Origin of the sequence: Parabacteroides goldsteinii DSM 19448 = WAL 12034, assembly GCF_000969835.1 — a bacterium.
In the GTDB taxonomy this organism is placed as follows: domain Bacteria; phylum Bacteroidota; class Bacteroidia; order Bacteroidales; family Tannerellaceae; genus Parabacteroides; species Parabacteroides goldsteinii.
This window is the reverse complement of record NZ_KQ033912.1, coordinates 1,640,586-1,666,880: the sequence shown is the minus strand read 5'-3', so window position 1 is coordinate 1,666,880 and position 26,295 is coordinate 1,640,586. Positions and strand designations below refer to the sequence as shown.

At 42.6% G+C, this 26,295-nt stretch carries 18 protein-coding genes; 11 read left to right on the top strand and 7 right to left on the bottom strand.

From position 1 onward, the window contains the following. Nucleotides 1–30: 30 nt before the first annotated feature. The 3 genes from tpiA to folE all read left to right on the top strand — a co-directional run bounded on the left by tpiA (nt 31) and on the right by folE (nt 2,002). A complete protein-coding gene (tpiA, locus tag HMPREF1535_RS06275; RefSeq protein ID WP_007655752.1) occupies nt 31–786 on the top strand; it encodes a triose-phosphate isomerase in 756 nt (251 codons plus the stop codon). Between the two features lie 68 nt (nt 787–854). Beyond that, a complete protein-coding gene (locus tag HMPREF1535_RS06270) occupies nt 855–1,358 on the top strand; it encodes a cell division protein (RefSeq protein WP_046145613.1) in 504 nt (167 codons plus the stop codon). Nucleotides 1,359–1,408: 50 nt separating this feature from the next. Continuing rightward, nucleotides 1,409–2,002, top strand: coding sequence for a GTP cyclohydrolase I FolE (folE, locus tag HMPREF1535_RS06265; protein WP_010801487.1), 594 nt, complete (start codon nt 1,409–1,411; stop codon nt 2,000–2,002). 204 nt (nt 2,003–2,206) lie between these two features. Here the strand turns inward: folE and HMPREF1535_RS06260 are convergent, their stop codons facing one another. Together HMPREF1535_RS06260 and HMPREF1535_RS06255 are read right to left on the bottom strand one after the other, a co-directional pair. Further along, complete coding sequence (locus HMPREF1535_RS06260; RefSeq protein ID WP_007655748.1) at nt 2,207–4,570, bottom strand: HzsA-related protein; 2,364 nt, start codon at nt 4,568–4,570, stop codon at nt 2,207–2,209. Between the two features lie 26 nt (nt 4,571–4,596). After that, a complete protein-coding gene (locus HMPREF1535_RS06255; RefSeq protein ID WP_007655746.1) occupies nt 4,597–5,397 on the bottom strand; it encodes an IclR family transcriptional regulator in 801 nt (266 codons plus the stop codon). 183 nt (nt 5,398–5,580) lie between these two features. Here HMPREF1535_RS06255 and HMPREF1535_RS06250 point away from each other — a divergent pair, with 183 nt between their 5' ends. The 4 genes from HMPREF1535_RS06250 (at nt 5,581) to HMPREF1535_RS06235 (ending at nt 8,182) form a co-directional block, all read left to right on the top strand. Further along, nucleotides 5,581–6,069 (top strand): RNA polymerase sigma factor, encoded by a 489-nt coding sequence (locus HMPREF1535_RS06250; RefSeq protein WP_007655744.1) that lies wholly within the window; start codon nt 5,581–5,583, stop codon nt 6,067–6,069. A 12-nt stretch (nt 6,070–6,081) separates the two neighbouring features. Further along, nucleotides 6,082–6,663, top strand: a complete 582-nt coding sequence (locus HMPREF1535_RS06245) for a hypothetical protein (RefSeq protein ID WP_046145612.1) — start codon at nt 6,082–6,084, stop codon at nt 6,661–6,663. 325 nt (nt 6,664–6,988) lie between these two features. Then, nucleotides 6,989–7,678, top strand: a complete 690-nt coding sequence (locus tag HMPREF1535_RS06240; RefSeq protein WP_046146440.1) for an outer membrane beta-barrel protein — start codon at nt 6,989–6,991, stop codon at nt 7,676–7,678. Between the two features lie 15 nt (nt 7,679–7,693). Beyond that, nucleotides 7,694–8,182 carry a cupin domain-containing protein gene (locus HMPREF1535_RS06235; protein ID WP_010801497.1) on the top strand — a complete coding sequence of 163 codons (489 nt, stop codon included), beginning with the start codon at nt 7,694–7,696 and terminating at the stop codon, nt 8,180–8,182. Nucleotides 8,183–8,192: 10 nt separating this feature from the next. Here the strand turns inward: HMPREF1535_RS06235 and HMPREF1535_RS06230 are convergent, their stop codons facing one another. The 5 genes from HMPREF1535_RS06230 to HMPREF1535_RS06210 all read right to left on the bottom strand — a co-directional run bounded on the left by HMPREF1535_RS06230 (nt 8,193) and on the right by HMPREF1535_RS06210 (nt 14,978). After that, nucleotides 8,193–9,401, bottom strand: coding sequence for an ATP-grasp domain-containing protein (locus tag HMPREF1535_RS06230; RefSeq protein WP_046145611.1), 1,209 nt, complete (start codon nt 9,399–9,401; stop codon nt 8,193–8,195). 61 nt (nt 9,402–9,462) lie between these two features. Continuing rightward, nucleotides 9,463–11,313, bottom strand: a complete 1,851-nt coding sequence (locus HMPREF1535_RS06225; protein WP_007655731.1) for a DUF349 domain-containing protein — start codon at nt 11,311–11,313, stop codon at nt 9,463–9,465. A gap of 233 nt (nt 11,314–11,546) precedes the next feature. Beyond that, on the bottom strand, nt 11,547–12,782 hold the full coding sequence (locus HMPREF1535_RS06220) for a sodium ion-translocating decarboxylase subunit beta (protein ID WP_046145610.1): 1,236 nt from the start codon (nt 12,780–12,782) through the stop codon (nt 11,547–11,549). Then, a complete protein-coding gene (locus tag HMPREF1535_RS06215) occupies nt 12,782–14,680 on the bottom strand; it encodes a biotin/lipoyl-containing protein (RefSeq protein ID WP_046145609.1) in 1,899 nt (632 codons plus the stop codon). Before HMPREF1535_RS06215 ends, HMPREF1535_RS06220 begins: the two co-directional genes overlap by 1 nt. 22 nt (nt 14,681–14,702) lie before the next feature. Continuing rightward, on the bottom strand, nt 14,703–14,978 hold the full coding sequence (locus HMPREF1535_RS06210; protein WP_010801500.1) for an OadG family protein: 276 nt from the start codon (nt 14,976–14,978) through the stop codon (nt 14,703–14,705). Nucleotides 14,979–16,145: 1,167 nt separating this feature from the next. On the opposite strand from HMPREF1535_RS06210, the gene HMPREF1535_RS06205 reads away from it, so the two are divergent. The 4 genes from HMPREF1535_RS06205 to HMPREF1535_RS06190 all read left to right on the top strand — a co-directional run bounded on the left by HMPREF1535_RS06205 (nt 16,146) and on the right by HMPREF1535_RS06190 (nt 26,191). Then, nucleotides 16,146–20,126, top strand: a complete 3,981-nt coding sequence (locus tag HMPREF1535_RS06205) for a hybrid sensor histidine kinase/response regulator transcription factor (protein ID WP_052716662.1) — start codon at nt 16,146–16,148, stop codon at nt 20,124–20,126. Nucleotides 20,127–20,297: 171 nt separating this feature from the next. Next, nucleotides 20,298–21,542: a DUF2264 domain-containing protein gene (locus tag HMPREF1535_RS06200; RefSeq protein WP_046145607.1), complete on the top strand. Its 1,245-nt coding sequence runs from the start codon at nt 20,298–20,300 to the stop codon at nt 21,540–21,542. A gap of 21 nt (nt 21,543–21,563) precedes the next feature. Continuing rightward, nucleotides 21,564–22,811, top strand: coding sequence for a glycoside hydrolase family 88 protein (locus tag HMPREF1535_RS06195; protein ID WP_046145606.1), 1,248 nt, complete (start codon nt 21,564–21,566; stop codon nt 22,809–22,811). A 44-nt stretch (nt 22,812–22,855) separates the two neighbouring features. Continuing rightward, complete coding sequence (locus HMPREF1535_RS06190; RefSeq protein WP_046145605.1) at nt 22,856–26,191, top strand: SusC/RagA family TonB-linked outer membrane protein; 3,336 nt, start codon at nt 22,856–22,858, stop codon at nt 26,189–26,191. Nucleotides 26,192–26,295: the final 104 nt, after the last annotated feature.

Here is a 26,295-nt window from a genome sequence, read left to right as displayed (position 1 = left end):
ATTGTATTTATATATTTAATTAATTAAATCATGAGAAAGAATATTGTTGCAGGAAACTGGAAGATGAACACAACTCTTCAGGAAGGTCTGGAATTGGCAAAAGGATTAAATGAAGCCCTGAAAGGCAAAGCTATCAACTGTGATGTAATCATCGGTACTCCGTTCACTCACCTGGCAAGCATCGCTGCTGCTATCGATACTGATAAAATCGGTGTAGCTGCTGAAAACTGTGCTGACAAAGAAAAAGGTGCTTACACCGGTGAAGTTTCTGCTGCTATGGTTGCTTCTACAGGTGCTAAATATGTAATTTTGGGTCACTCTGAAAGACGTGCTTACTATCACGAAACTCCGGAGATTCTGAAAACTAAAGTTCAGTTGGCTCTGGCTAACGGTCTGACCCCGATCTTCTGTATCGGTGAAGTACTGGAAGAAAGAGAAGCCGGCAAACACTTCGAAGTGGTAGACGCTCAGATCAAAGAATCTTTGTTCGACCTTTCTGCTGAAGATTTCGGTAAGATCGTTCTGGCTTACGAACCGGTTTGGGCTATCGGTACAGGCAAGACTGCTTCTGCTGAACAGGCTGAAGAAATCCACGCTCATATCCGTGCTACACTGGCTGCAAAATATGGTAACACAGTGGCTGACGACTGCACAATCCTGTATGGTGGTAGCGCTAATGCCGGTAACGCAAAAGAATTGTTCTCTAAACCGAACGTAGACGGTGGTCTGATCGGTGGTGCTTCTCTGGCTGTTGATAAATTCATGCCGATCGTTGAAGCATTTTAATGACATTATCCTGTAGGGAAAGGGCAAACGCTCTTTCCCTCCCGATTTGAACATAAAAATAAATCACAATGAAGAATTCTCCTTGTATCACTTTCTTATTTATGTTACTGGTTTGTGTGACCGGGGCGTCAGCACAAACGAGTGTCGACGGATCGGCACAGACGATCTTTGACGACCTGCAAACATCGAAGCCCGGTAAAGGCGAGGTGATTGTCAATCAGCCGGAGGCCCTTCGTAAAATGGTGGGAGTACGCCTGTATGGTGATAATGTAGAGAAGACGGATAGTACTGCCTTCCTGAAGATACAGGGATTCCGGACACAGGTGTTTTCCGGAAATAGCCAACGTAAGTCGAAAGATGAAGCGTTCGAAAAAGAAAAGAAGATCAAGGAACTTTTCCCTGATGTCCCGACTTATGTCAGCTATACCGCACCGTTTTGGAAACTGCGTGTAGGTGATTTCCGTTCACACGAAGAAGCATATCATATGCAACGCCTGTTGATGACAGCTTTCCCTTCGTTCGGAAAAGAAATGTATATTGTCCGGGAAGAAGTAAAAATTCCATTGAATTAACTAAGAAAATAAGAAACTTGTCCCCGTGGCTGACACGGATAATTATAGAAATGACAAAAGAAATAGACGACAAGACCTTGGCGGCACGCGAAGAACTGGCCGGCCATTACAAACAAATATTAGGCCTGCTGGGCGAAGATGCCGAACGTGAAGGTCTGATCAAAACGCCGGAACGTGTAGCAAAAGCTATGCAGTTTTTAACCAAAGGATACAACGAAGATCCTGCAAAGGTACTTGCTTCCGCTATGTTTCAGGAAGAGGACTACAAGCAGATGGTTATTGTAAAAGATATTGATTTCTTTTCGCTGTGTGAACATCATATGCTTCCGTTCTTCGGAAAGGCCCATGTCGCTTATATTCCCAAGAAATATATTACGGGGCTGAGCAAGATTCCCCGGGTAGTGGATATCTTTGCCCGCCGCCTGCAAATCCAGGAACGCCTGACTATGCAGATCAAGGACTGCATCCAGCAAACGTTGGACCCTCTGGGTGTCATGGTGGTGATCGAAGCACAGCACATGTGCATGCAGATGCGCGGTGTGGAGAAACAGAATTCCCTGACGACAACTTCCGACTTTACAGGTTTCTTCCAGCAGGCTAAGACGCGTGAGGAATTTATGAACCTGATCAAGAATAACCGGTAGGATTTGCGGTGACCGTACGGGATTATACGGTCACCTGATTGTTTAAGGACGTAGCACGTCTGTGAACACAGCCTTTTGATTGGTGAATTTTAATCCGTTCCCATCCTGGTATGTTCCAAATTCCGAGATGATGGCACCATTGTCGCCTGCACGAAGGAAATGAGGAGACAAGAGTTCCTTCAGCGGAAGTATATCGCCTTTATATTACTTGTCGTAAATCTTATTACCTTGTCCGATGACCGAACAGTTTTGCTGTTCGACCTTTAGACGTTCCGCATATTTCCGTAGCTGTGCTTTATGCCGTTCGCAGGGAACGAGGTCTTTTTCAATATCTCCGCGTGGAGTAGCTTTCAGCCGCTTTTGTCCGGTGCGGATGATTTCGACGGCACGGGCATATTTCTGCTTGTCGTTTCTGATTTTGTCTAGGCATGGACTGACTTCCGGGCGGTCGAAAGATATTTGTGCAGGTAATTCTCTCCAAAAACAGTCGAGTAACCAAATGTTTATACCCGTCAAAGCTGTTAATTCCCGTATTTCGTGATCGTACAATGGACTTCGTCCGGCAAGAGTTGAATCGAATGCAGATTCGTATACCGGATAATAAACCCCGTTTAGGTCCATCCAAGTGTAAAATGTCTCTTTTTCTTTAACCGATAATTTGATATTGTGATGGTTTTCATCGATAATTTTAGTAAGCTTACTTGCATGAGATCCCCAAGAGTAAGGTTTTTGTATCTGTGCTGGCCCTCCGCCAATAAGGGTAACTTTCTTTTTTACATATAGATTGACATAGGCTGCATTAAAAAATGGATTTTTATCTTTCGCTAATACCAATTTCTCGCGATTTTTGAGGTCGAAGTCATGACAACGTACACAATTTTTATCTAATATGGGTTGAATTTGCTCCATAAAAGAGAAGCTTTTGGCAGCCTTTCCCATCCAGCCGTTCAGTTTGACAGGGCTTTTTTTCAGTGCCAATGGTTTTGCTCCCATAGAGCTGGGTGTGCTTAAACGATCTTCATGGCAGCCAATACAACCGTTTGTTTCTCCTGGCATCACCATTGTACCGCTACGCATGGACTGAATCATTTTTTTGTTTTTGTCAAGCAGCTGAAAATAAACGTATGTGCCGGATGGTACTTCAAAATTGGCGGATCCATCTTCTTCCACCGGAACTTCTCCCAGGATTCGTTTGATTTCAAAACTATGCCAGTTAACAGCCGGAGCTTGCTCTCCTTGGCCATACCAGGCATCTTTTGTCCATGTTTTTTTTTCTGGTGATTCGATAACACGCAAGTATTTGACGGTTCCAGGCTCTACCCCATTCATGTGTGTACCGTGATATACGTTTTGCACGTAAAAAGTTCCTTTTTTGTCTGTGTAGTTTCTATTTGTAGGTATAGTATGAGGTTTGGGGCGTGCTTGGATAATCATTGGATCGAAAAGGCTTCGGCTTCCTTCTATAAGTAATTCTTGTGTACTGTCTCGCCCGATTAGATAAATGCCTGATTTAGAATCTATGGGGGCTTGTTTATGGGTTTTTGTCCAAATTGTTCGTGATGCAAGAAAGAAATTTTCATTTACGGGGAAAGGATCTTCAAAGAAGTAATCAATCCATTTGAATGAATCCAAATTTCCTTTGCCGATCAAATTTCTGCTATTTTCCGGCCATATTTGTATAACAGGTTCAATGCCGTCTACTCCTTTTTTTCTGTCAATAATGGCGAGTGCTCCCCAAGGGCGGTCGTGGCATGATCCGAAGATACAAATCACCTGGTCGGTCCCAGGTATTTGGCGAGCATCGATTACTCCACCTGGTGATTGGGTATTGTTACCATAATAGATGGAATGTTTTGTTCCATCTGGATTTACTGTCCATAAACCTTGTGCATCACCGAAGTTACGGTCGACATATTCCCAACGGTCGTATAAGATTCTACCATCGTTCAATAAGGTAGAATGCCCTTCAAACAATGTGCTTATACCGATTTGTGTGATATTGGCACCGTCTGCTTCCATACGATACAGGTTACACATAATATGTCGATTACACATGCAATACTTTGGCTGGCGTGTAGAGCTGAATACGATCCCTCCGTCAGGCAGGTACAGTGGGTCAATATCAGACACACCTTCTGCAAACGTGAGTTGTTTTAATTCGGAGCCATCTATATTAATTTCGTAGATATGATAGTAATCGTCTTTATTTTTCCGCATAGAGAAAATTATCTTTTTACCGTCAAAAGATAATTCAGGATCACGAATTACGCCATTTTCCAGTTCTATCAGTGTCGTTGTATTTCCGGTATTGATATCATATATTCTCATGGCTCCTCCTGGGCAGAAGCTGTTTTCGTTAATTTCTCCTTTTTGAAATATGGTTGCTGTATTGTGATGGTCTGGAGCGTATTGTTCTCGTTCTATATATAATATTTGTTTTCCTGCTAATTGTTCTTTTGCATGAGATGTTAGCGTAATCTTTTTGGGATTCATTTGTTCGGCAGAAAGTAATGTGCTTCCTCCGAATAGGAAGGTCAGAAGAATTAAGAATTTGTAGTAGCTTTTCATGATGTCCATATTAAGAAAGTAAGAATTTATTCAGGAATATACCCCATGTTAGCGGAGATAATGCGAGCAGTCCGGATCAGTTCTTTCGATGTCTCCGGGAATTTTTCTTTATCCAGCCGGCCGGATGGGCCGGAGGTCCAAATAGTGGCCGCGATGGTCCCGAACTGATTGAATATCGGAGTGGCGATGCAATGAACGCCGGCCATTTCTTCTTCCAGGTCGGATGCATACCCCATTTTTCTGATGCGGTTGATCTCTTTGCGCATCTGTGTTTCGTTGGCTATCGTATGTTTGTTGAAGACTGTGTATTGGATGGTTTGCATAGCCTTTTCGCGTTCTTCGTCCGATAGATAGGCTAAAAATATTTTGCCCGGCGCCGATGCGTGCAGGCAAAAACTTGTTCCGGGACGTAACAGGAAGGTGAAATTATGTGACCCTAAAACCTGTTCGAGAAGGACTACCCGGTTTTCCATAAAGACACCTAGCATGACACTCTCTTTGATCGTATCGCGGAGGGCACGCATCGGGGCTAATGATTGTTCTACGATATTTGATTCTCCCAAGGCGGCCAGTCCCAGTTTCAGAAATCTTTTAGACAATGAAAACCGTTGTGTATCGGCATCTTTTGTCAGGTAGCCCATGCCTTGCATGGAGCTGAGCAGCCTGTATATGGTCGTTTTGGGAGTATCCAGTAAATTAACGAGTTCCTGCATGGTTAGTCCGCTGGGGTAGTTAACCAGAAATTCCAATAGCTCGAAGCTCTTTTCCAGCATTGGAATATTGTATTTGGCAGCGTTTTTCTCTTGTATTTCTTCTTGAGTAATCATGGTCCTTTTAGATTGTTTTATGGTTTCTGATATGAAACTTTGTTTCTTATTTGAAACAAAAGTAGAGTTTTCCAGGAAATAGGCCTTATTTATTTTGTTAATAAATAATATAATTGTTCATCTTCCTTGTAATTATCCATCTTTGCATACGACTGATATAGTAAACAATACGATTGTTAGTAAATGAAAGCACAGCAACAAGAGAAGGAGTTTATCGCACTTGTAGAAGAATATAAGCAGGTAATATATAAGGTATGCTATATCTATGCAAGTGATCCGGAAAATCTGAATGATTTATATCAGGAGGTCGTGATAAACCTGTGGAAAGCATTTCCCCGCTTCCGGGGCGAGTGTAAGGCTTCCACCTGGGTGTATCGTATCGGGCTGAATACTTGTATTTCTTTTTTCCGCAAATCAAAGTCCAAACCGGAAGTGGTACCGATTTCGGTCGACTTGGAAGATTTTGTGGAAGAAGAAGATAAAACAGCCCAGCTTCATGAACTTTACCGGATGATAAACCGGCTGGGACGTTTGGAGCGTGCACTGATCCTGCTTTGGCTGGAAGAAAAGAGTTATCAGGAGATGGCGGATATTACCGGACTTTCCCGTAATAATGTGGCAGTAAAACTCAATCGTATTAAAGAGAAACTAAGAATCATGTCAAACAGTTAAATTAAAAAGAATATGGAACTGGAAGAATTAAAAGCAGGTTGGAATGTGCTGAACGAGCGATTGGCACAGAATGAGATATTGAATAAAAGGATTATTAAGGAGATGATTGTAACACGAACCAACTCTGCCCTGTCAAGATTAAAATGGATGAACTGGGGAGGTATTGTCCTTGTTTTCGTCATGTTTATTTTAGTGTTGATTATGAAAAATATTGTGGTTATTCGTCCGGCAGCAATGATTATTTCCGGATTGCTGGGGGGGAGCGTTCTTATTTACTGTATTTGTTATTTCCGCTTTCTGGAGCGTTTGGATTTGAATAAACTATCTATCTGTGAGGCTATGGCATGGTGTATAAAGTTCAGAAAAATACAGCGCTGCGGAATGTTTGTGGGGCCTTTGGTCGCTCTGATAGTAATAGTTTCTATCTTTTTCATACATCATCATTACCGTAGCCTTTATCATATGATTGTAGATGCGATAGGCGTGTTGTTTGGTGTTTGCATCGGTTATTTATGTTATAAATATGTGGATAAGAAATCTATAGAAACCATAGAAAAAGGATTGGAGGAATTGAAAGAATTTGAGGATGAATAGCTTTTTAGAATAAATTCGCATGTCTCAACAAATTAAAGAATAATAAACCATTCGTCAAAGGAATCCTTCCGTTTGTCACAATAATTTCCGGACTTGTTTCTACTCGTCTACTTTTGGTGTAAAAACAAAAGATATGAGTGGGAAAAGTGATGACGTGAATGTCCTGAATGTGGCAGGCCATGAAATACCAGTTGCGCGTAATTGTAGAGACCCTGTTTTTGCCTGTATAATAAAAAATCCCCTATAGTCGTCCTAAATATAGAGGGGTAACATACGAAATTGTTCCGACTCTCGTTTAATTCTCATAACGAATTAAATGAAGATTATGAAAAATAAGAGTTGTGTATGGTTGGTGTGTATGTTGTTATGTATTGCCGTAAAGGGAAATGCACAAGTGATAACGTTGGAAAACGGTTTTAGCATAACATCTATGCGAGCAAAAAAAGCCAGTACGAATAAGGTTTATCCCTATCAGATGTCGTTAGGGTATCAGTATTTGGATAAAGGCTGGTATAATTTATCCACAAATATCGGTTATATCCGAAGAGGCGGTCAGGTGAAAATACCTTATAATTCGATAACTGGGTCTGAATGGAGTGGGAGGATTACAGAAAAAGATAAGTTACATTATCTTACATTGAGTACAACTTTCGACATTAAGAAAACAAGTCGTGACGGTTATACTTTTTTTATCGGAGTGGGGCCCAGACTCGATTTTAATTTGAAATCGGTAGTAACAACCTATTCGGATTTTGATGATACAGTTTCAGATTATAAGTCGACAAAAGAAAAGCTGGATGGCATTCATCCTGTCCTGTTCGGTTTGAAATGTGTGGGTGGCATCCGGAAAGACTTCAGGAATATGCAATTAGGATTTAATATCGCTTATTTACCTAGTTTTACCTGTTTATCGGATGGAATACGTGACCGTACATTTACATTTGGATTATCTTTGGGGTATAAATTAAGAACAGAAAAGACGGGTACTATTCGTAGTGTTCGTCGTCATAAATAATAAGATATATAGCTTATGGATCGTAGCAAGGATTCTTCTTATTGGATTGAAAAACTAAATATGTCTCCGCATCCGGAGGGTGGTTATTTTAAGGAAGTATATCGTCCGGACAAGTGGAAACCTATTCCCGGATATCCATCCGACCGCAGAGTATTGACAACGATCTATTATCTGTTGGAAGAGGCGGACTTTTCGGCTTTTCACCGTATTCAATCTCCGGAAAGCTGGTTTTTCCATAAAGGCGAACCTTTACATATTTATTCTTTCGAAAAAGGACAACTTGTTTGTCGTGAACTTTCGGATCAGGAGGGAGGACAGTTGCAGATCACTGTTGAACCTGATACCTGGTTTGCTGCCCGCCTGAAAGAACCGAAAGGGTTTACGTTAGTAAGTTGTGCCGTCGCTCCCGGATTCGAATATAAAGATTTCGAACTGGCCCGGAAAGAAGAACTGGTCGTTAGGTATCCTCAGGAAAAAGAGATTATTGAACAATTGTGTAGATAGAGAAAACTATCTACACAACTAAAATATAAGCTCTGTACTTTGTCTCTTTTGTCACTGGGCATAAAGACAAGTATCCTTCCCTGATTTTGCCATTTTCTATGGTGAGCGGGTAAGCTCCTTTCATGAAACGATGACGTTCGTAGGCTTCCCCGACTTTACTGTCATAAGTGATGTGGAAATCACCAATGGTATGCGGAGCCAGATATCTTTGACTGAGGCGGAGGGCAACCATTCCCATCGTATAGCGCATATTGATCTCGATACAGGGATGGAGGGCATACGAACCGTCTTTTGTTTTGTAGACGATCATATCCACTCCCAGATATCCACGGTATATATTTCCATAAATGCCTTTCAGGGCTTCTGCAACCGCATCCTGGGTCCGCTGGTAAACATCTTCTCCTATCCAACGTTTGATCGGTATAGCCAGGTATTCCTGACTTCCCAATACATTTCCGGAGTAGGAACCTTTTTTTTCCGTACTGAAGACGGAGAGTCCTTCATAGGTGACATGGCCTTCCCCATCGGAATAAAACTCCATCGCCAAATCATGGACCTTGTCTAGTCCGCATTCAATACTGACAGTGCCCTGTTTATTGATAGCCCCTTCTATCCAGGTACGGTCTTTAGGGGTGAGTTTACGCTCCGGTATCCAGTGCAAACCGCGTCCGGATGAAGAATAAGGAGTCTTTACAACAAAAGGGGCATTTTGCAGGATCAGGTATTTTTCTATTTCCCTGATCTTTTTGCAGAATTTTGGAGTAGCCGGTATGGGAAGGTCGGGTAACAGCTGGCGGATTCGTTCAAGGCATTCTGCCGCTGTCTGCCTGCCGGTCAGCTGGAAATATTCTTCTTTCCAGGTCGGTACGGACAGGTTTAATTGTAATTCTTGTTTCAGTTTCTCAAAGAAGTGCAGGCTGTGCGGAGATATTCCCCAGGGAGACGCTGCCAGTTCCGGAAGGGAAGGAGCGAGATTCTTCAACTCTTTTCCGGAGACGAGTGTGGCGAATGGCCTGAGCTCTTTGGGTTGTAAAGAAAAGAAACGGGGCGAAGCAATCTCTTCCGTAAATACATAATCGTTGCTGTCGGCGTACCACACCGGAAGATATGATAACTCCTGTATCATTCTTTGTACGTTTGTCGGAGGTGTATAGTTCTCCGTGCCCAGCAGTACGGCAGTTTCATGTCCGGGATTAAATAAATGTATCTGGGATATCATATAAAATAGTAGATGTATATAAACAGCGAAGCCGTCTGTTAGCGAGACGGCTTCGTTTTATTTATTCAAGATTTTCATCTATTGCATCGATCTTTTTAATTATGAGCGCCATCTCATCTTTTAGCTTTTCGATCTTGCGCTCCATTTCTTTCACGAGACCGCCACCACCTTTCGAAGAGATGCTGAGGAAGCCGATATTATTTTCGTATGTCTGCAATTCATTTTTCATGCGGTCATACATTCTCATCAGCTTTTCGCGTTCGCCATACAGTTTGCCTTTTCCATGTTCGCCTGCCATATCGTTCAGGTTACTGCGGAATGACTGCATCTTACGATCTGTCTGGTCTACTTTCAAACGGTCGAACTGGCTGTCTACCGCTTCGTGATATTCTTTATAGATTTTATCTTTTTCCTTGAAAGGTACATGACCGATTGCATTCCATTCAGCCATCATATCTTTCAGTTCAGCCAATGCTTCATCTGCACTCAATGTTTCGTCCAGCTTATTGATCTTTTCGATCAATGCTTTTTTAGCAGCCAGATTTGTCTGTTCTACGCTCTTCTGGGAGGAAACATTTTTATTTTTCTGTTCGAAGAAATAATCACAGGCAGAAATGAAACGTTTCCATACAACATCCGAGTGCTTGCGGGCAACCGAACCGATCGTTTTCCATTCTTTCTGGAGAGCAATCATCTTTTCAGTCGTACTCTTCCATTCTACGCTGTCTTTCAGTGCTTCCGCTTTCTCACACAAGGCTTTTTTCAGTTCGAGATTCTTTTCCATCTCTTCCTTGATATTCTTGTAGAAAGCGCTTTTCTTGTTGAAATATACATCACAGGCAGCGCGGAAGCGTTCGAAAATCTTTACATTGGATTTTTTCGGTGCGAAACCGATTGTTTTCCATTTATCCTGTAAAGCGATCACCTCTTTATTCTTTTCTTCCCAGTCTTTGAATGTCTTCAATGCATCGAAGTCGATACCTTCTATTTCTTCGCAGATAGCTGTTTTTGCGACCAGATTTTCCTGTTCTTTCGATTTCAGCGATTCGAAATGCTCCTGATGACGTTTGTTGATCACGGTAGAAGCCGCTTTGAAACGAGCCCATAACTCTTCACGCAGTTCTTTGGCAACCGGACCGATCTCACGCCATTGCTGATGTAGTTTTTGAAGCTGGTGGAATGCGGACACGACATCCGGTTCGGTTTGCAGCTTTTCAACTGTTTCACATAGAGCAGTTTTCAATTCCAGATTTTTCTTGAAGTCGTAATCGCGGAACTGGTTATTGATCTTGATTATATCATAGAATCTTTCGCTGTAAGTCTGATAGTTTTTCCACAGTTCGTTTGCATGTTCCTGTGGTACGGCTTTAATTTCTTTCCATCTCTGTTGGATGTCTTTAAAGTCGTTGTATAGCTTATTGAAGTCGTCCTGACTTTCGGTAAGCACTTTTAACTGGTCGATCAGTTGAAGTTTCAGTGCATAGTTCGCAGCCTTTATGCGTTCTTCTTCTGCCAGGATTGCAGCTCTTTTTTCTTTAAAAACGGCCAGCAATTCTTTCAGTTTGTTTTCGCCTTCATCTTCAGGAGCGACGAAATCCTTTTCTTCTCCACCACCTTCGAGGAATGTTTTCTTCGATTCTTCAACTTCGGCTCTGTGGATTTTATAAAATGCCTGTTTCAACGATTCCACTTCGTTGCGTGCCGTTTCGGCAGCAGCATTTACCAATTCAGCTAATTTTTCAAGAATCTCTTCTTTTGATAATTTACTGATAGCGTTCGCTGTCGCTTCATCCGGGGTTTCAGTTGTTTCAACTTCAGCCGCAGTGTTCTCCGGAGTTACTTCCGGTGCTTTAGTTTCTTCTAATTTGCCGGTTTCTTCAGCAGGCAGATTAGTTTCATGAGTGTCCTTCATATTCAATCACATTTAAGAAAAGGATAAAAAGCATTCCTATATCAAGTCACAAATTAAAGTATTTATTTTTGGATTACAGCATTTGCGGGCAATTTATTTATTAGAAAAGGTTAATATTCGTGTAAAAAGTCCGGAATTAACTGCTTTGTTCTCCAAAAAATGTATTAAACAAAAATCCCTGCAACTTGCATTGAGCAGATTACAGGGACTTTTTATAAATAGTTGCAGTTTTTTTATCCCAGAAATGAGATCAATACGCCGGCTGCAACAGCCGAACCGATTACGCCGGAAATGTTGCTGGCCATGCAATACTGCAATACATGGTTTTTGGGATCGTATTGCAATGCGATATCATTGGCAACACGTGAAGCCATCGGGACGGCACTTAATCCGGTTGCACCGATAAGCGGATTGATTTTCTTCTTGGTGAATAGGTTGAACAGTTTTACGAAGAAGATACCGCCGGCGATAGACAGGGCAAAAGCCAGGAATCCGCCGATCACAATACCGATCGTTGTAAAGTTCAGGAAGGCTTCTGCCGTCATGGTTGCACCTACCGATAGTCCCAGGAAGATGGTCGCTGCATTCATGATACTGTTGGATGCAGCATCAAATAGACGGAATGTATTGGTTCCGATTTCTTTTACCAGGTTACCGAACATCAACATACCTATCAAAGGCACTGAACTGGGAACAAACAAGGCAACAACAGTAGTAACAATAATTGGGAATATAATTTTTAAAACCCGCATATTCTTAATCTCTACTGTTGAAGGATATTTCTTTTCCTGTTCCTTCATATTGATACGAAGTTCTTTTGGGGAGCAAAGAGCTTTGACTACCAGTGGAATGATTACAGGGACCAGTGCCATATATGAATAAGCAGCAATGGCAATCGGACCTAATAAGTGAGGTGCGAGTTTAATGGTTGTAAAGATCGCTGTAGGTCCATCTGCCCCCCCGATGATACCGAGAGAACCGGCTTCCTGCGGAGTGAATCCCATCAGGATCGCTACCAGTAAAACGGTGAAAATACCTAGCTGGGCAGCCGCACCAAAAATCGACAGGCGAAGATTACGAAGCATCGGGCCGAAGTCGGTCAATGCTCCTACACCCATAAAAATGATTGGCGGAAGGAAACCGGTCTTGATCAGCATGTAATAGATGAAGTTCATGATTCCCAGTTCATGAGCAATGTCGTGCAACGGCATTTCCCAGATGTTTTTCATTACTCCGTTAACATTGACCAATCCATTTTCATCAGCCTGGATCACTCCCATGTCACCTCCGGGGAAGTTGGCAAGCAACACCCCGAATGCAATAGGCACAAGCAGCAAGGGTTCGTATTGCTTCTTGATACCCAGATAAAGCAATATGAATGCGATTGCATACATGATCAGGAACTGCGGTTCAGCAATAATGTTGCTGAACGCAGTCATTTCATACAGATTTTGAAATATCTCGTTCATTACTGTATAGTCATTAATACGTCGTCTTCAGAAACCGTGTCGCCACCAGCGTAGTTGATGGAAGTGATCTTTCCGCTGAATTCCGAACGTACGGCATTATATGTTTTCATTGCTTCCACATAACAAAGCACATCGCCTTCTTTGACTATATCTCCAACTTTAAGCGGTGTGTCGGAAGCGTTCTTTACGAGGAAGAATTTTCCTTCCAGCGGTGAAAGAATTTCATTTCCGGCTCCGGCAGGTGCTGGAGCGGCCGGTGCTGCCGGTTGTGCGGCCTGGGCAGGAGCAGCTGCCGGTGTGGCATTAGCTGTATCTCCGAAGGCAACTGTTACGCGGTAAGGCTGTCCGTCTACATCTACAGTCAGCACCTGGGGTGTTGTAGGCAAAGCTGCCGGTGCGGCTGTGGCCGGTGCTGCCGGTTGTGCCTTTTCCTGCAAAGCAGCTTTTTTCTGGGCAACATCAGCGAGGAATTCAACTTTCGCTTTTCCGGAACGGTAGGCTTCGTACTGAGCCGGGTGCATTGCATATTCGAACAACTCTTCGTCGTCTTCGCCGGTTTCCCATTGTTTCTCGTTCATCATCTTGCGATATTTGTCAAGAGCATCCGGGTAGTTGTCCTGCGGATTTCCTTCGAAGAATTCGCGTCCTTCGGCTTTTGCCTTTTCGATGATTTCAGGAGCCAGCGGACCAGGCAGTCTTCCGGCTTTTCCGAGAAGCATATCCCAGATGTCGTCGGCGATCATGCTCCAGCGTGCTTTCCCTTTTTCCATCTGCATTACGTTCATCAGTGCCAGGTTCTTTACATACTGGCTGAACGGAGTTACCAATGGAGGATAACCGACACGTGGCCATACATAAGCCACTTCGTCGAACAGCTTGATCAGCAGCTGGTCTTGCGACATCAGCGGCTTGTTGTTCTTGATATTGTTTTTGTTGATCGATTCCAGATTCTTTTCCAGGTCAGACATCAGGCTGCCCATCATACCGCCGGGAAGTCCCGGGCCGATCAGCAATGAGTTCATCAGACGGTTTTTCGGACTGATATACAATCCTAAGAAATCATCCATAAATTCCTGGATCATGCTGCGTACTTTCATGTAGGCTTCCATATTGATTTCCGGCACTTTGTAACCGGCATCTTTCAACATGGCCTGCACGGTCAGCAGGTCGGCATGGCCTGTTCCCCATGATAGAGGTTCCATACCTACATCAATATAGTCGCAACCGGCGTTGCACACTTCCAGGATAGAAGCTACATTAAATCCGGGACCAGCATGGCTATGATACTGGATAGGTATTTCAGGGTGTTTTGCTTTGATATTGGCAACGATCTGTCCCAATGAATAAGGACGTCCGATACCTGCCATATCCTTGATACAGATTTCGTCTGCTCCCAGTTCGATCAGTTCCAGGGCCATCTTGGTATAATATTCGACCGTGTGGATAGGTGAGTGGGTGATACAGAGCGAACACTGGGAGATCATCCCGGCTTCTTTGGCATACTGGATGGAAGGAGCAATGTTGCGTACGTCATTCAGGCCGCAGAATGTACGGGTGATGTCGGTGCCCTGTGCTTTCTTTACCTTGTAGAATAGCTGGCGGACATCTGCCGGAACCGGACTCATACGAAGGCCGTTCAGTGCACGGTCCAGCATATGTGTTTGAATACCTGCTTCATGGAATGGCTTCGTCCATTCACGTACGGCTTTATTTGGATTTTCTCCGAATAGTAAATTAACTTGCTCGAATCCCCCTCCGTTGGTTTCAACGCGGGCAAAACAGCCCATCTCAACAATAGCGGGGGCAACTCTGGTTAGCTGGTCTACTCTGGGAACATATTTTCCGGCAGATTGCCACATGTCTCTGAAGACCAAACTGAATTTGATTTCTCTTTTCATGATATATTATGTATAGCTAGTATTATAATTTTTCAATTTTGGTAACCTTTCCTTGTCCACCTGTTACCATGCTGACAGCAGCTACGATAGCAGCGGTAGTCTTACCCGGAATATTTCCGGACTGTCCGGCCGCAACAGGTTGTGTTGTTACTTGTTTTTTTACGATGACTTCTTCCGGTGCGTACTTGTTTACCAATGTGATTAATCCTTTTCCTAAATAGATTACGATCAAAAGAATTGCAAATACTGTGGTCATTCCGACTACCATTAACAAAAGTCCAGTTTCTATGTTTTCCATATCTAATATTTATGACAATAAGTGTTGTGGGAAGCGATCAAAACAATCTCCGCCAAGTTATAAATTGCATGCAAAAATAACAAAATCCCGCAATTTTCTTTGCTGGAAGACTATAAAAAAAAGTAAAAGAATAGAATATTTATTCTTTTGAATGTTTTGTTTCGTAGTATTAATGTGGGTTTTTGTGATAAATAGTTATGAAAGCGAGCTTTAGATGACCTGAATAAAGCCATCCTTTTTTTCTTCATCAGGCTCGCTATAATTCACGCTTTGTTGTTGCCGGAGAGGATATTGAAACGCTTCTGTCTAAAGTTGAATTACTCCGGGATATTACGAAACAATGCTGTGAGCAAAGAATCAGAGCGTATGAGGCAAAGAAAAGATAACATGTACACTTATGTGCAATTGTTTGAAATGATGGGTTTGACAAAATGAATCAATATGGAGCTATTCTTGAATAAAAAGATTCTATCAGTCGGATTTTTGTGGCGCGTATATTCTTTCAAACCGATGTTATAGGATGCTCTCGTGTACAATATTTAACAGTTGTGTCTTTGGATACATCTTTTGTAGTTTGTTTTCAATAAAAGTAGAACTCGTTTTAAACGAGTTTTTTTTTATTTTAAATGAGTAGGTGGCTTATTTAAACCTGAGATTTGTGTTAATTAATGTTGAATACCCTCCTTTGAGAGGCCCTTTCATGGAGGAAAAGTATGTTGAAAAACAGTTTATGTTGTCTGTGGCAGGGTAAATGATTATCGAGGTTATAGTAGCATATTTGTGGCGTGTGTGAGAAGAATGTAGCAAATTGTTTTATTATGTTCTTCCTGGATTCCATAGAGATGTTTTTGTATGTATAAATCGGTTGAAGTGTTATTCGTTTGATCGCTGACAATCGCATGAAAAACTATAGGTTTTGACATTGCTCCGTACAACTCTTCTAAGAATGGGTTGATTTGACAATTTGATATTTGTAAATAGCGTATTTAGTATTAAACCGGTTTATACCCTATCATGGTACATTGCTGTCATTTTGTTAATCTCGGAATTCTTAGGTTAATGCTGAATATCTTTGTTTTATTTTTTACCTTTGGCCGGTACTTTTATATGAGGGGGATAATTCGATACAGGATAATGCGATTTTTTCTTATTACCATATTACTTGTGATGTCTGCGGTAACGGCCCGGCCTGTCTATTTTAATCACTTAGGTGTTAAAGACGGACTTCCGCAGTTATCCGTTCATGCCATCTATCAGGATAAGCTGGGCAGGATATGGTTCGGCACAGAGGAAGGGGTATGTATTTACAACGGGGAGGAAATCGTCAATTATAAAAATTATTCCCAGTTATTGAACAGGTCTGTCACTAACTATACTGTTAACCATATAACAGGAACGGACGAGGGGGATGTCTTTTTTACGATCGGTAATCTTCTTGTCCGATATGATCTGAAAGAAGATTGTTTTTATGCCTTGAAAACACGTATCTCTTCGTTACAGAAAGCGCAAAACCAGATATTTCTTTCTTCGGGCGACAGTATTTTTACTTGGAATCCAGCAGAAAAGAGCATTGATTTATTTCAGGTAACGGGGGTAAAGGATAATATCACTTCTGTTTGCTATGACAGCCGGAAACAATTGTGGATCGGCACGCGGAAAGGACTTTATAGGATGGAACAAGGTGGTGAAAAACAGTGTGTCATTCCGGAAAAGGATATATCGGTCCTGTTTGAAAGTTCGACTTACGACGTGTGGATAGGAACCCGTCTTAGCGGTTTGTACTTGTGTGGTACGGATAACAAGTTGACAGAATTTGTGTCAGACAAAAATGAAAACTCAATCAGCCACAATTATATACGCTCTATTGTTGAGGATTATTCCGGTAATATCTGGATCGGAACGTTTTATGGACTGAACAAATACGATCCGGTTGCAAAACATTTTTCTTCTTATAAAAAAGATCATGTAAGAGGCTCCCTGACCCATTCGTCTATCCTGTCTTTGTTCGTTGACAAACAAGCTGTGTTGTGGGCCGGGACTTATTACGGGGGAGTTAATTATTTTAATTCCAGGAGAAATATGTTCAACTTCTATTCGGATGATCCGCTACGGAAGGAGTGTCTGAATTTCCCTATTATCGGACAGATGACGGAGGATAATGCAGGTAATCTCTGGATTTGTACGGACGGGGGAGGTTTGAACAAGCTCGACCGGAAAACAGGTTTGTTCTCTTATTACACGGCCTCTTCCGGTGGAAATTCCATCAAGCATAATAATCTGAAATGTATAGATTATGACCCGGAAGAAAACCAACTGTATATCGGGACATACACCGGCGGACTCTGCCGCCTGGATATAAGTAGTGACCGGTTTTATAATTATATAGATAAGGAACCGCATTCTGCCGGGCTGCATACGAATATCAGTTGGCTGAGAGTCTATAAAGAATATGTCATTTTTGTGGACGATTACGGACTTTTCAAACTGAAAAAAGGGACCGGTGAGATTACACCCTTATTCCCAGGCTCCGATGAAAAAACATTCTACGGCAACCAGTTTATCATTGACTCAAAAGATAATTTATGGTTGGCTCATTTTTCAAGTATAACCCGTATACCGCTAAAAGAGCCGTCTGCAAGGCAAACATATAGTACGGGGGAGAAAGGACTAGGAGCTGCATTCATGACCTCTTTGGTCGAGGTTGCCGGGAATAAGATATTTGTTACGACGGCGGGTGACGGCATTTTTCTGTATAATGAAAACGATGATAATTTTACGAATTATAATGCGGAGAAGGAACAGTTGCTGAGTGACTTTTGCTATTCGATGGCCGAGGCACAAAACGGGAATCTGATTATTAGTTGTAATAAAGGCCTCTCCATAATGAACCCGGAAACCGGTGAGCAGGTTTTCTCTGCCAGTATTGTGAAGGACCTGCCTTTCTCTGCGATCAACAGTGGATGCGGGATATACAGATGCAGGAATAAGGAGGTTTTTGTCGGATCGGCGGACGGAATGATCTCTTTTTGGGAGGATAACATTATCTGGAACGATAAGAACTATGACCTGTATTTTTCAAATCTGGCAATTAATCATAAAACAATCACCCCTTCGGACCAGAGCGGCATCCTGACGGTAATTCCCGCCTATACCGCGCAATTGACCTTGTCGCATGAGCAGAATAATCTTATTCTCAGTTTTGCAAGCAATAATTCCCTGCAATCGAATAATTCATCTGTTTATGAATACAAGCTGGATGGTTTCGATCCGGAATGGATACCGACGCACAACATGCATCTCAGTTATACCAACCTTTCCCCCGGTGATTATACGCTTCATGTACGGGAGAAGAAGGCTGAAAATGATCAGTTGAAAGAGATACGGATGGCGATAACCATCCTGCCGCCTTTTTATAATACTCCGTTAGCCTGGGTGTTATATATTGCATTATTTTCCGGTCTGCTGTATGCTTTCCTTTCTTTCCGTCAGCGCCGGGTGAAGTTGGAGGCTTCCCTTGAATACGAACGGAAGGAGAAAGAGTATATAACTAACCTGAATAAGGCAAAGATTTCTTTCTTTACGAATGTCAGCCATGAGTTCAGGACGCCTCTTTCCCTGATAATTTCTCAGATAGAGTTATTATTGAACGGTAATACGGTGTCGTTGGCTGTGCGTAACCAGATCAACAAAGTGTATAAAACGACCTTCCAGATGCAGAATCTGATTAACGAACTGCTGGATTTTCAGAAAGCGGAGCAGAAACAAACCTGTCTGAACGTATCTGAACAGGATTTGATCCCTTTCCTTCGTAATATCTATATCTTTTTTGAAGAGAAAGCGCAGACGAACCAGATCCGTTATTCTTTCTCAGCCTTAAAAGATTCGATACCGTGCTGGTTCGACCCGAAACAATTGCAAAAGGTTGTTTCCAATGTCTTATCGAATGCTTTCAAATTTACTCCGGTGCAGGGAAGTATCGAGTTGGTCGCAGATGTTGTTGATGAGCAGATTGTAATCAAAGTGATCGACAGTGGTATCGGTATCGACAAGAAAGATTTATCGACTATTTTCGAGCGTTACTATCAGGCTTCAAACAGTTTTCTTTCTTCCCAGAAAGAGTTCAGTACCGGTCTCGGACTTGCCCTCTGCAAAGAGATTATCGAATTGCATCATGGAAAAATCCAGGTAGAGAGTAAATTGAATTATGGCAGTATTTTTATAATCACCTTGCTTCCCGGCAAATTGCATTTTGAAAAGGATGCCCATGTAAAAATAGGGGAGACTGCCGGCGCGGTAAATACAATGACCGGTTACATGCCGGTTGAGTCTGTTGCTCTGGATGATTTGCATGATTTGGAGGTGCCTGCTTTGCAAAAAGAAGACGAGAGCCGTTATAAGATTTTGATAGTGGAAGATAACAGGGAGTTGCAGGAAACATTGAACACTCTTTTCTCTCCATTCTATCAGGTTTTACAGGCTTATGACGGGGTGGAAGGGCTTCGCATTGCCCATGAAGAAGAGCCGGATATTATTGTGAGCGATATAATGATGCCCGGAATGTATGGCGACCAGATGTGTTTTGAACTGAAGCAGAATATTGCCACCTGCCATATCCCTGTCGTCCTGTTGACAGCCCTGTCTTCCACCGAAGATAATATAGAAGGGTTGATGAAAGGGGCGGACGATTATATAACAAAACCGTTCAATACGAAAATATTACTTGTCAAATGTAATAACCTGATCCGAAACAGGCTTCTCCAGCAGCAAAAATATCAGCATGAGCCGGCCTCGACCATGCAATTACTGGCTAATAATGAAACGGATAAGAAGTTCTTGCAGAAGGTTGAGTCTGTTATAGAAGCCTATCTGAGCGATACGGAGTTTTCGATCGATAAGTTGGCGGAAGAAGTAGCTATAAGCCGCCGTTCCCTTTTCAGCAAATTTAAGCAACTCACCGGGATGACTCCCAATGATTTTATCCTTAACTATAAACTGAAAAAAGCAGCCTTCCTCTTAAAGGACGACACGAATTTACAGATTGCCGAAATAGCCGATATGCTCGGCTTCGGTTCTCCCCGCTACTTCAGCCGTTGCTTCAAAAATCAATTCAATGCTTCCCCGATGGAGTATAGGAATAGTAGGGGGTGAAATTTTCGACTTTAATATCTAAGCCGTTATAAATAAATCTGTTAAAAGTGGATATGCACTATTTGTGCCTATCTTTTGCATTATTCTGCCAAGTCTGAACATGCCTCTCCTTCTACTTTTGCCCCGGGTTGAGAGATAAATATCACATTACATAAATCTAATTTCAGGAACATGAAAAACAGATCCATTATCTACATCTGTATTCTTTCTTTTGTTTGTACGGTTTCTTTATGTGCGAAAGGGAAGAAGCAGAATCTGGAACAAAACGACAGGGCTTATTGGTGCTCTTTGCTGTATCGTATATCCGAGCCTGTACTGAGTAATATGAGCAAGGGGGAACTTAGAAAGAATATGACGGTCGAACTGAGTCCGAGTTGGTTGAAAGGGCGTGCCCCCGATGTGACTTATCTGGAAACTTTCGGGCGGTTGATGGCTGGTTTGGCTCCTTGGTTAAGTTTGCCGGACGATGATACGGAAGAGGGGAAAATGCGCTGCCGGTTACGTGAATGGGCGTTAAAGAGTTATGCAAATGCAGTAGACCCCGAAAGTCCCGATTATCTGAAATGGGAAGGGGAAGGACAGATTTTATGCGATGCCTCTTATCTGGCAAACAGTTTCCTGCGTGCTCCGAAAGCGTTATGGGAACCTTTGGACAGTGTGACGAAACAACGGTATATAGATACTTTCCATAGCCTGAAGTGGGTACGCCCCGCCTATAATAACTGGTTGCTTTTCAGGACGATGGTTGAAACATTTCTTTTATCGATAGGCGAGGAGTATGATGCTTTTGTCATTGAAGTGGGGCTTCAGAAGATGAACGAATGGTACAAAGGGGACGGATGGTATTCGGACGGTCCGGAAATCTCTTTCGATTATTATAATGCTTACGTGATTCACCCGATGATGGTTGAAGTGACGGAGGCTATCAAAGATACTCCCATACATAAACCGGTCAGTTTCGACCTGGCATTCCGCCGCATGCAACGCTATAATGTAATTATCGAGCGACTGATATCTCCGGAAGGAGCCTATCCTGCCGTCGGGCGGTCGATGACCTATCGCCTTGCCGCTTTTCAATCCCTGGGACTATCTGCCTGGAAATATGGATTGCCTGAAACACTTACAAACGGCCAGGTCAGAAGTGCTCTGACCACTGTGATGAAACGTATGTTCAGCCAGGATGGTAATTTTAATAAAGAAGGATTCCTTCAGTTGGGCTTTGTCGGTCATCAGCCGAATCTGGCCGATTATTATACGGATAACGGCAGTCTTTATATGACATCGCTGGGTTTCCTGCCATTGGGATTGCCTGCCGATCATCCTTTCTGGACTTCTCCCGCCGAAGAATGGACTTCGCTGCGTGCATGGGGCGGAAAAGTTTTCCCGAAAGATTATCACGAGTCAATCATGAAATAACACATTATATACATATCAGACATGAAGAAAACAGCTTTGTTCTGTTGCTTTTTAATGGTTTTGTCGGTGACAGGTTGTAATCAGAGAAAAGATACGGAAGAGTCCTTTATTCAGGAAAACGTGAATTTTGCATCGGAACAGATGCAGTTATTACTTAACAGTGTAGGAGAATATAACGGAAAAAACTATCCGCGGACAACAGATGCGGAAGGGCGTCTTGTCTCCACTTCGAGACATGACTGGACACCCGGATTTTTCCCCGGAGCCCTTTGGTATCTGTATGAGCTGACGGGAGACAAAAAATGGGTGACCTATGCGGAGAAATGGACTTATCCGCTTGAACCGCACAAGTCTTTTACCGGAAATCATGACATCGGTTTTATGATGTATTGCAGTTATGGCAATGCAGAGCGTCTGGCTCCCAAAGAAGGCTATCAGGATATTCTGATAGAAAGTGCCAATTCGTTGTGTACACGTTTCGACGAACGGGTACAGGCTATCGAATCATGGGATTACCGGAAAGCATGGGATGGTTCCGAATGGTTTTACCCGGTTATCATCGACAATATGATGAATCTGGAACTGTTGTTTTATGTATCCCGCATAACAGGTGATACAAAATATCATGATATAGCTGTCGCTCATGCAAACACGACTTTGAAATATCATTTCAGGGATGATTACAGCAGCTATCATGTGGTGGATTACGATACGATTACCGGTCAGCCGCTGCACCGCCAGACCTGTCAGGGCTATAGCGACAACTCCACCTGGTCGCGTGGACAAGCCTGGGCAGTCTATGGTTATACGATGATGTACAGAGAGACAAAATACCCGGTCTATCTGGAAGCGGCCGAAAATTTTGCCGATTACTTTATCCGGCATCTTCCGGACGATCTGGTTCCTATGTGGGATTTCAATGTGGGGGAGGCCGGCTTTACACCCGATGGCGATTCTTATGCCAAAGAGTTTAAAGGAGAAGTCAGGGATGCTTCTGCGGCTGCAATCGTTTGCTCGGCTCTTTTCGAATTGGGCGAGTTCAGCGCCAATAAAGCATATACCGAGATGGCTGTCAGGATGCTGAAAAGTCTTTCTTCACCGGATTATCGTGCCCCGCTGGGCGGCAATGCCGATTTCATTATTATGCACTGCACGGGCAGTCTGCCTCATAAGTCGGAAATAGATGTACCGCTTATTTATGCGGATTACTATTATCTGGAGGCCTTGACCCGTTACAAACATCTGATTAACAAACAAAATATAGATTAGCCATACAGGAAAATCTATTATTCATTTACTCAAATAATATTATTATGATGGAGAATTGTAAAAATTATCCGACATCGAGGCTTGCATTTGCCGGAGCCTTTATGTTTATGGCTTCTGTTGCAGCTGCAACACCCGTTGATAGCCCGGCTATCAACGGTACGGATGTAAATCGGGAGGTCTTTGTTAACCCTTCCACACAACAGGCGAAATTGACGGTAACCGGTGTTGTGGAGGATCAGTTCGGTCCTGTTGCCGGTGCCAATATCGTAGAAAAAGGAACAACCAACGGAACGATTACCGACATGGAAGGTAAATTCACGTTGGAGGTTTCCCCGAAATCGACGTTGGTCGTATCTTTTATCGGATACAGGGAACAACAAATTCCGGTCAATAACCAAACCTCTTTCACGATCAAAATAGTGGAAGATTCGGAAGCGCTCGATGAGGTGGTGGTTGTCGGTTACGGCACACAGAAAAAGGTGAACCTGACCGGTTCTATCTCGTCCGTCAATTTTGAAGATCAGGCGCTGTCCCGTCCTGTGACGAATGTGTCGAATGCACTGGCAGGTCTTAGTGCCGGTGTACAGGTTCAGCAAAGTTCCGGTAATCCGGGTAGTGATGGCTCTAAAATCAGGATTCGTGGTATCGGTACGTTGAATAACTCCGATCCGCTGGTTTTGATTGATGGAATAGAAGGTTCCATGGACCTGATCAATCCGCAGGATATCGAAAACATATCCGTATTGAAAGATGCCGCTTCATCTTCCATCTATGGTTCTCGTGCGGCTAACGGTGTTATTCTGATAACCACAAAGAAGGGTAAAGCAGGTAAACTCTCTATTTCTTATTCTGGTCGTCTTTCGTATGCCCGTCCGACCAATTTGATTGAACAGGTGACCAATTATGGCGATTATATGGAAAGAATTAATGAAGCCTATGAAAATATGGGTCGACCGAACCACTTTTCGGAGGCCACTATTGAAGCCTGGAGGGCTGCAGAAAAAGATCCTAATGGGTTAACGGAGAATGGTATCCCGAATTATGTTGCTTATCCGAATACTGATTGGGAAAAGGAAATGTTTAACCATGGTATAATCAATGATCATAATGTATCTATTACCGGAGGAACGGACAAACTGCGCGTATTGATGTCTGCGGGTTATCTGGATAATCCCGGTTTAGTCGATAATACAGGAATTCGGAAATATTCTTTACGTGCGAATATCGAAGCAGATATAACAAAGTGGTTAACGGTCGGAACCCGTACTTTTGCTTCTCAGGAAGATAAAGAACCTGCTAATTTTGACAATGCGAACGAGGGGCTGAGAAGTGCTATTGCCGGAGTTTATCCGATATGGAATGGTCAGTACGGAGCCCCGGAAGCTCCGGAAGAAAATACGATGGCTAATAATCCTTTGGCGAGATTGCACGATATTGCCGGTTCGAAACAGAAAACGAATTTCAATACGACTTTGTATTCTACCATCACCCCGATAAAAGGATTGTCATGGGATTTTAATTTGAACTATAAACGATATTGGGAAGATAACGAGACATGGACAAATCCGTATGACAGGGTAAGATTTAGCGATGGAGTGATATTGACACCAGCTACCGCACCGTCAGAGATGACTACTGATTTCTATAACCGTGCGGATTACAGTTATACAATACAAAATATATTACGTTATAATGCGACGTTTGCTGAAGATCACGATTTAGGCATTTTGGCGGGATATGAAGAGTATTATTATAAACAGAATACTCGTAATGCAACGAAAAAAGGATTGATTGATTCCAGTATCCATACTCCCGGCTCCGCAACCGAAATGCAGAGTATCGGAGGTGGTGCTTTCGACAGAGCCAGCCGTTCTTTCTTCGGAAGGATTAACTATGCGTATAAGTCAAAATATTTGTTTGAAGCGAATCTCCGTCATGACGGTAATGCCCGTTATCACAGGGACTATCGTTGGGGAACTTTCCCTTCTTTTTCTGCTGCCTGGCGAATAACGGAAGAAAGTTTTATGGATAATACGCGGAATTGGTTGGACAATCTGAAGCTACGTGTTTCTTATGGTTCTGTCGGAAATAATGGAGGTACGGATGTGGGAGAATATGAATATATGTCAACGTATGCCAGTGCGAAATATCCGCTAGGAGGTAAACTGGTTTCTGGTTTGGCTTCGACATCTATTGCGAATAGTATGTTATCATGGGAAACATCCAAAATGGTCAATGTCGGTGTTGATTTAAATGCTCTTAATAATCGTCTTTCATTTACCGCTGATGTTTTCCACAAAAAGACTACAGGCATTTTATTTACTCCTTCTATTTATCTGACAGCCGGAAATAAGACGGCTCCCCGCCAGAACATCGCTGAAATGAGTACTAAAGGGGTAGAGTTGACGTTAGGTTGGAACGATAAAGCGGGAGAAGTGAATTATTCTGTTTCCGGAAACTTCTCATATACGCCGAATAAGATAGATAAATACAAAGGTGTATTTCAGGCGGGGTATGATGAGAATGGCAATTGGAAAAGCAATATCGGTGATGTGGCATCCAGTTCTTCTGCCGTGGATCCTATTATCGAGGGAAATATGAAAAAAGAGTTTTATCTCCGTTCGCCTTATAAAGGTTCGGGAAAGGGATACGATGTTGACGGTGTCGCCGGAGGTCCCGCTGATGGTATGATCCGTACGGAATTGGATATGGCCTGGTTGAAAGCGATGATAGCAGAAGGATATACATTTATGCCTAATAAAACTGTAGATAAAAGTAAGATATGGTATGGAGATTATATTTATGCCGATGTCAATGGTGATGGCATTTATGGAGGAACGGATGACCGTGAATTTCAAAATGTATCGGCAGATCCTAAATTTAATTTCGGATTTCAGATGTCGGCAGCTTGGAGAGGTTTCGATATTTCGATGAATTGGGCTGGGGCCGCTGGTTTTAAATTGTATTGGGGACCAACATTTGGTCATAATTCTCTTGCAGCCAATGTGGGTTATTCTTTAGGTAAAGATGTGGCAGATAATCGTTATTTTTATAATCCAGACGATCCGTCAGATCCCAGAACTAATATAAACAGTAAATATGGTCGTTTGGTCACTACTGCGAGTGGGAATCAGAATGCGGAGGGTACATCTCTTTATTTATATAATGCCAATTATTTGAAATTAAAGAATCTGACATTCGGGTATACGGTACCGGTTTCTGTTTCTAAAAAAGTATTCATTGAAAACCTGCGTGTCTATATTTCCATTGAAAATGTATTTAATATTACGAAATATCCTGGACAAGATCCGGAACTAGGAGCGACTCCCCAATATACCTCTTTGAGGCAGTTTGCTTTTGGTGCTAATATTTCATTTTAAAAATAAACAATCATGAAACATCCATGAAATAAATTTCGTCCAAGAGAATGTAAATAGGGGGGTATTGTTTACTTTAGTGTCATTCACTCGAAAAAACGAATGCA

Excerpts from the sequence above, each read along its gene's own strand:
- tpiA (WP_007655752.1), top strand. The coding sequence starts at position 31 with ATGAGAAAGAATATTGTTGCAGGAAACTGGAAGATGAACACAACTCTT.
- HMPREF1535_RS06270 (WP_046145613.1), top strand. The coding sequence starts at position 855 with ATGAAGAATTCTCCTTGTATCACTTTCTTATTTATGTTACTGGTTTGT.
- folE (WP_010801487.1), top strand. The coding sequence starts at position 1,409 with ATGACAAAAGAAATAGACGACAAGACCTTGGCGGCACGCGAAGAACTG.
- HMPREF1535_RS06260 (WP_007655748.1), bottom strand. The coding sequence starts at position 4,570 with ATGAAAAGCTACTACAAATTCTTAATTCTTCTGACCTTCCTATTCGGA.
- HMPREF1535_RS06255 (WP_007655746.1), bottom strand. The coding sequence starts at position 5,397 with ATGATTACTCAAGAAGAAATACAAGAGAAAAACGCTGCCAAATACAAT.
- HMPREF1535_RS06250 (WP_007655744.1), top strand. The coding sequence starts at position 5,581 with ATGAAAGCACAGCAACAAGAGAAGGAGTTTATCGCACTTGTAGAAGAA.
- HMPREF1535_RS06245 (WP_046145612.1), top strand. The coding sequence starts at position 6,082 with ATGGAACTGGAAGAATTAAAAGCAGGTTGGAATGTGCTGAACGAGCGA.
- HMPREF1535_RS06240 (WP_046146440.1), top strand. The coding sequence starts at position 6,989 with ATGAAAAATAAGAGTTGTGTATGGTTGGTGTGTATGTTGTTATGTATT.
- HMPREF1535_RS06235 (WP_010801497.1), top strand. The coding sequence starts at position 7,694 with ATGGATCGTAGCAAGGATTCTTCTTATTGGATTGAAAAACTAAATATG.
- HMPREF1535_RS06230 (WP_046145611.1), bottom strand. The coding sequence starts at position 9,401 with ATGATATCCCAGATACATTTATTTAATCCCGGACATGAAACTGCCGTA.
- HMPREF1535_RS06225 (WP_007655731.1), bottom strand. The coding sequence starts at position 11,313 with ATGAAGGACACTCATGAAACTAATCTGCCTGCTGAAGAAACCGGCAAA.
- HMPREF1535_RS06220 (WP_046145610.1), bottom strand. The coding sequence starts at position 12,782 with ATGAACGAGATATTTCAAAATCTGTATGAAATGACTGCGTTCAGCAAC.
- HMPREF1535_RS06215 (WP_046145609.1), bottom strand. The coding sequence starts at position 14,680 with ATGAAAAGAGAAATCAAATTCAGTTTGGTCTTCAGAGACATGTGGCAA.
- HMPREF1535_RS06210 (WP_010801500.1), bottom strand. The coding sequence starts at position 14,978 with ATGGAAAACATAGAAACTGGACTTTTGTTAATGGTAGTCGGAATGACC.
- HMPREF1535_RS06205 (WP_052716662.1), top strand. The coding sequence starts at position 16,146 with ATGTCTGCGGTAACGGCCCGGCCTGTCTATTTTAATCACTTAGGTGTT.
- HMPREF1535_RS06200 (WP_046145607.1), top strand. The coding sequence starts at position 20,298 with ATGAAAAACAGATCCATTATCTACATCTGTATTCTTTCTTTTGTTTGT.
- HMPREF1535_RS06195 (WP_046145606.1), top strand. The coding sequence starts at position 21,564 with ATGAAGAAAACAGCTTTGTTCTGTTGCTTTTTAATGGTTTTGTCGGTG.
- HMPREF1535_RS06190 (WP_046145605.1), top strand. The coding sequence starts at position 22,856 with ATGATGGAGAATTGTAAAAATTATCCGACATCGAGGCTTGCATTTGCC.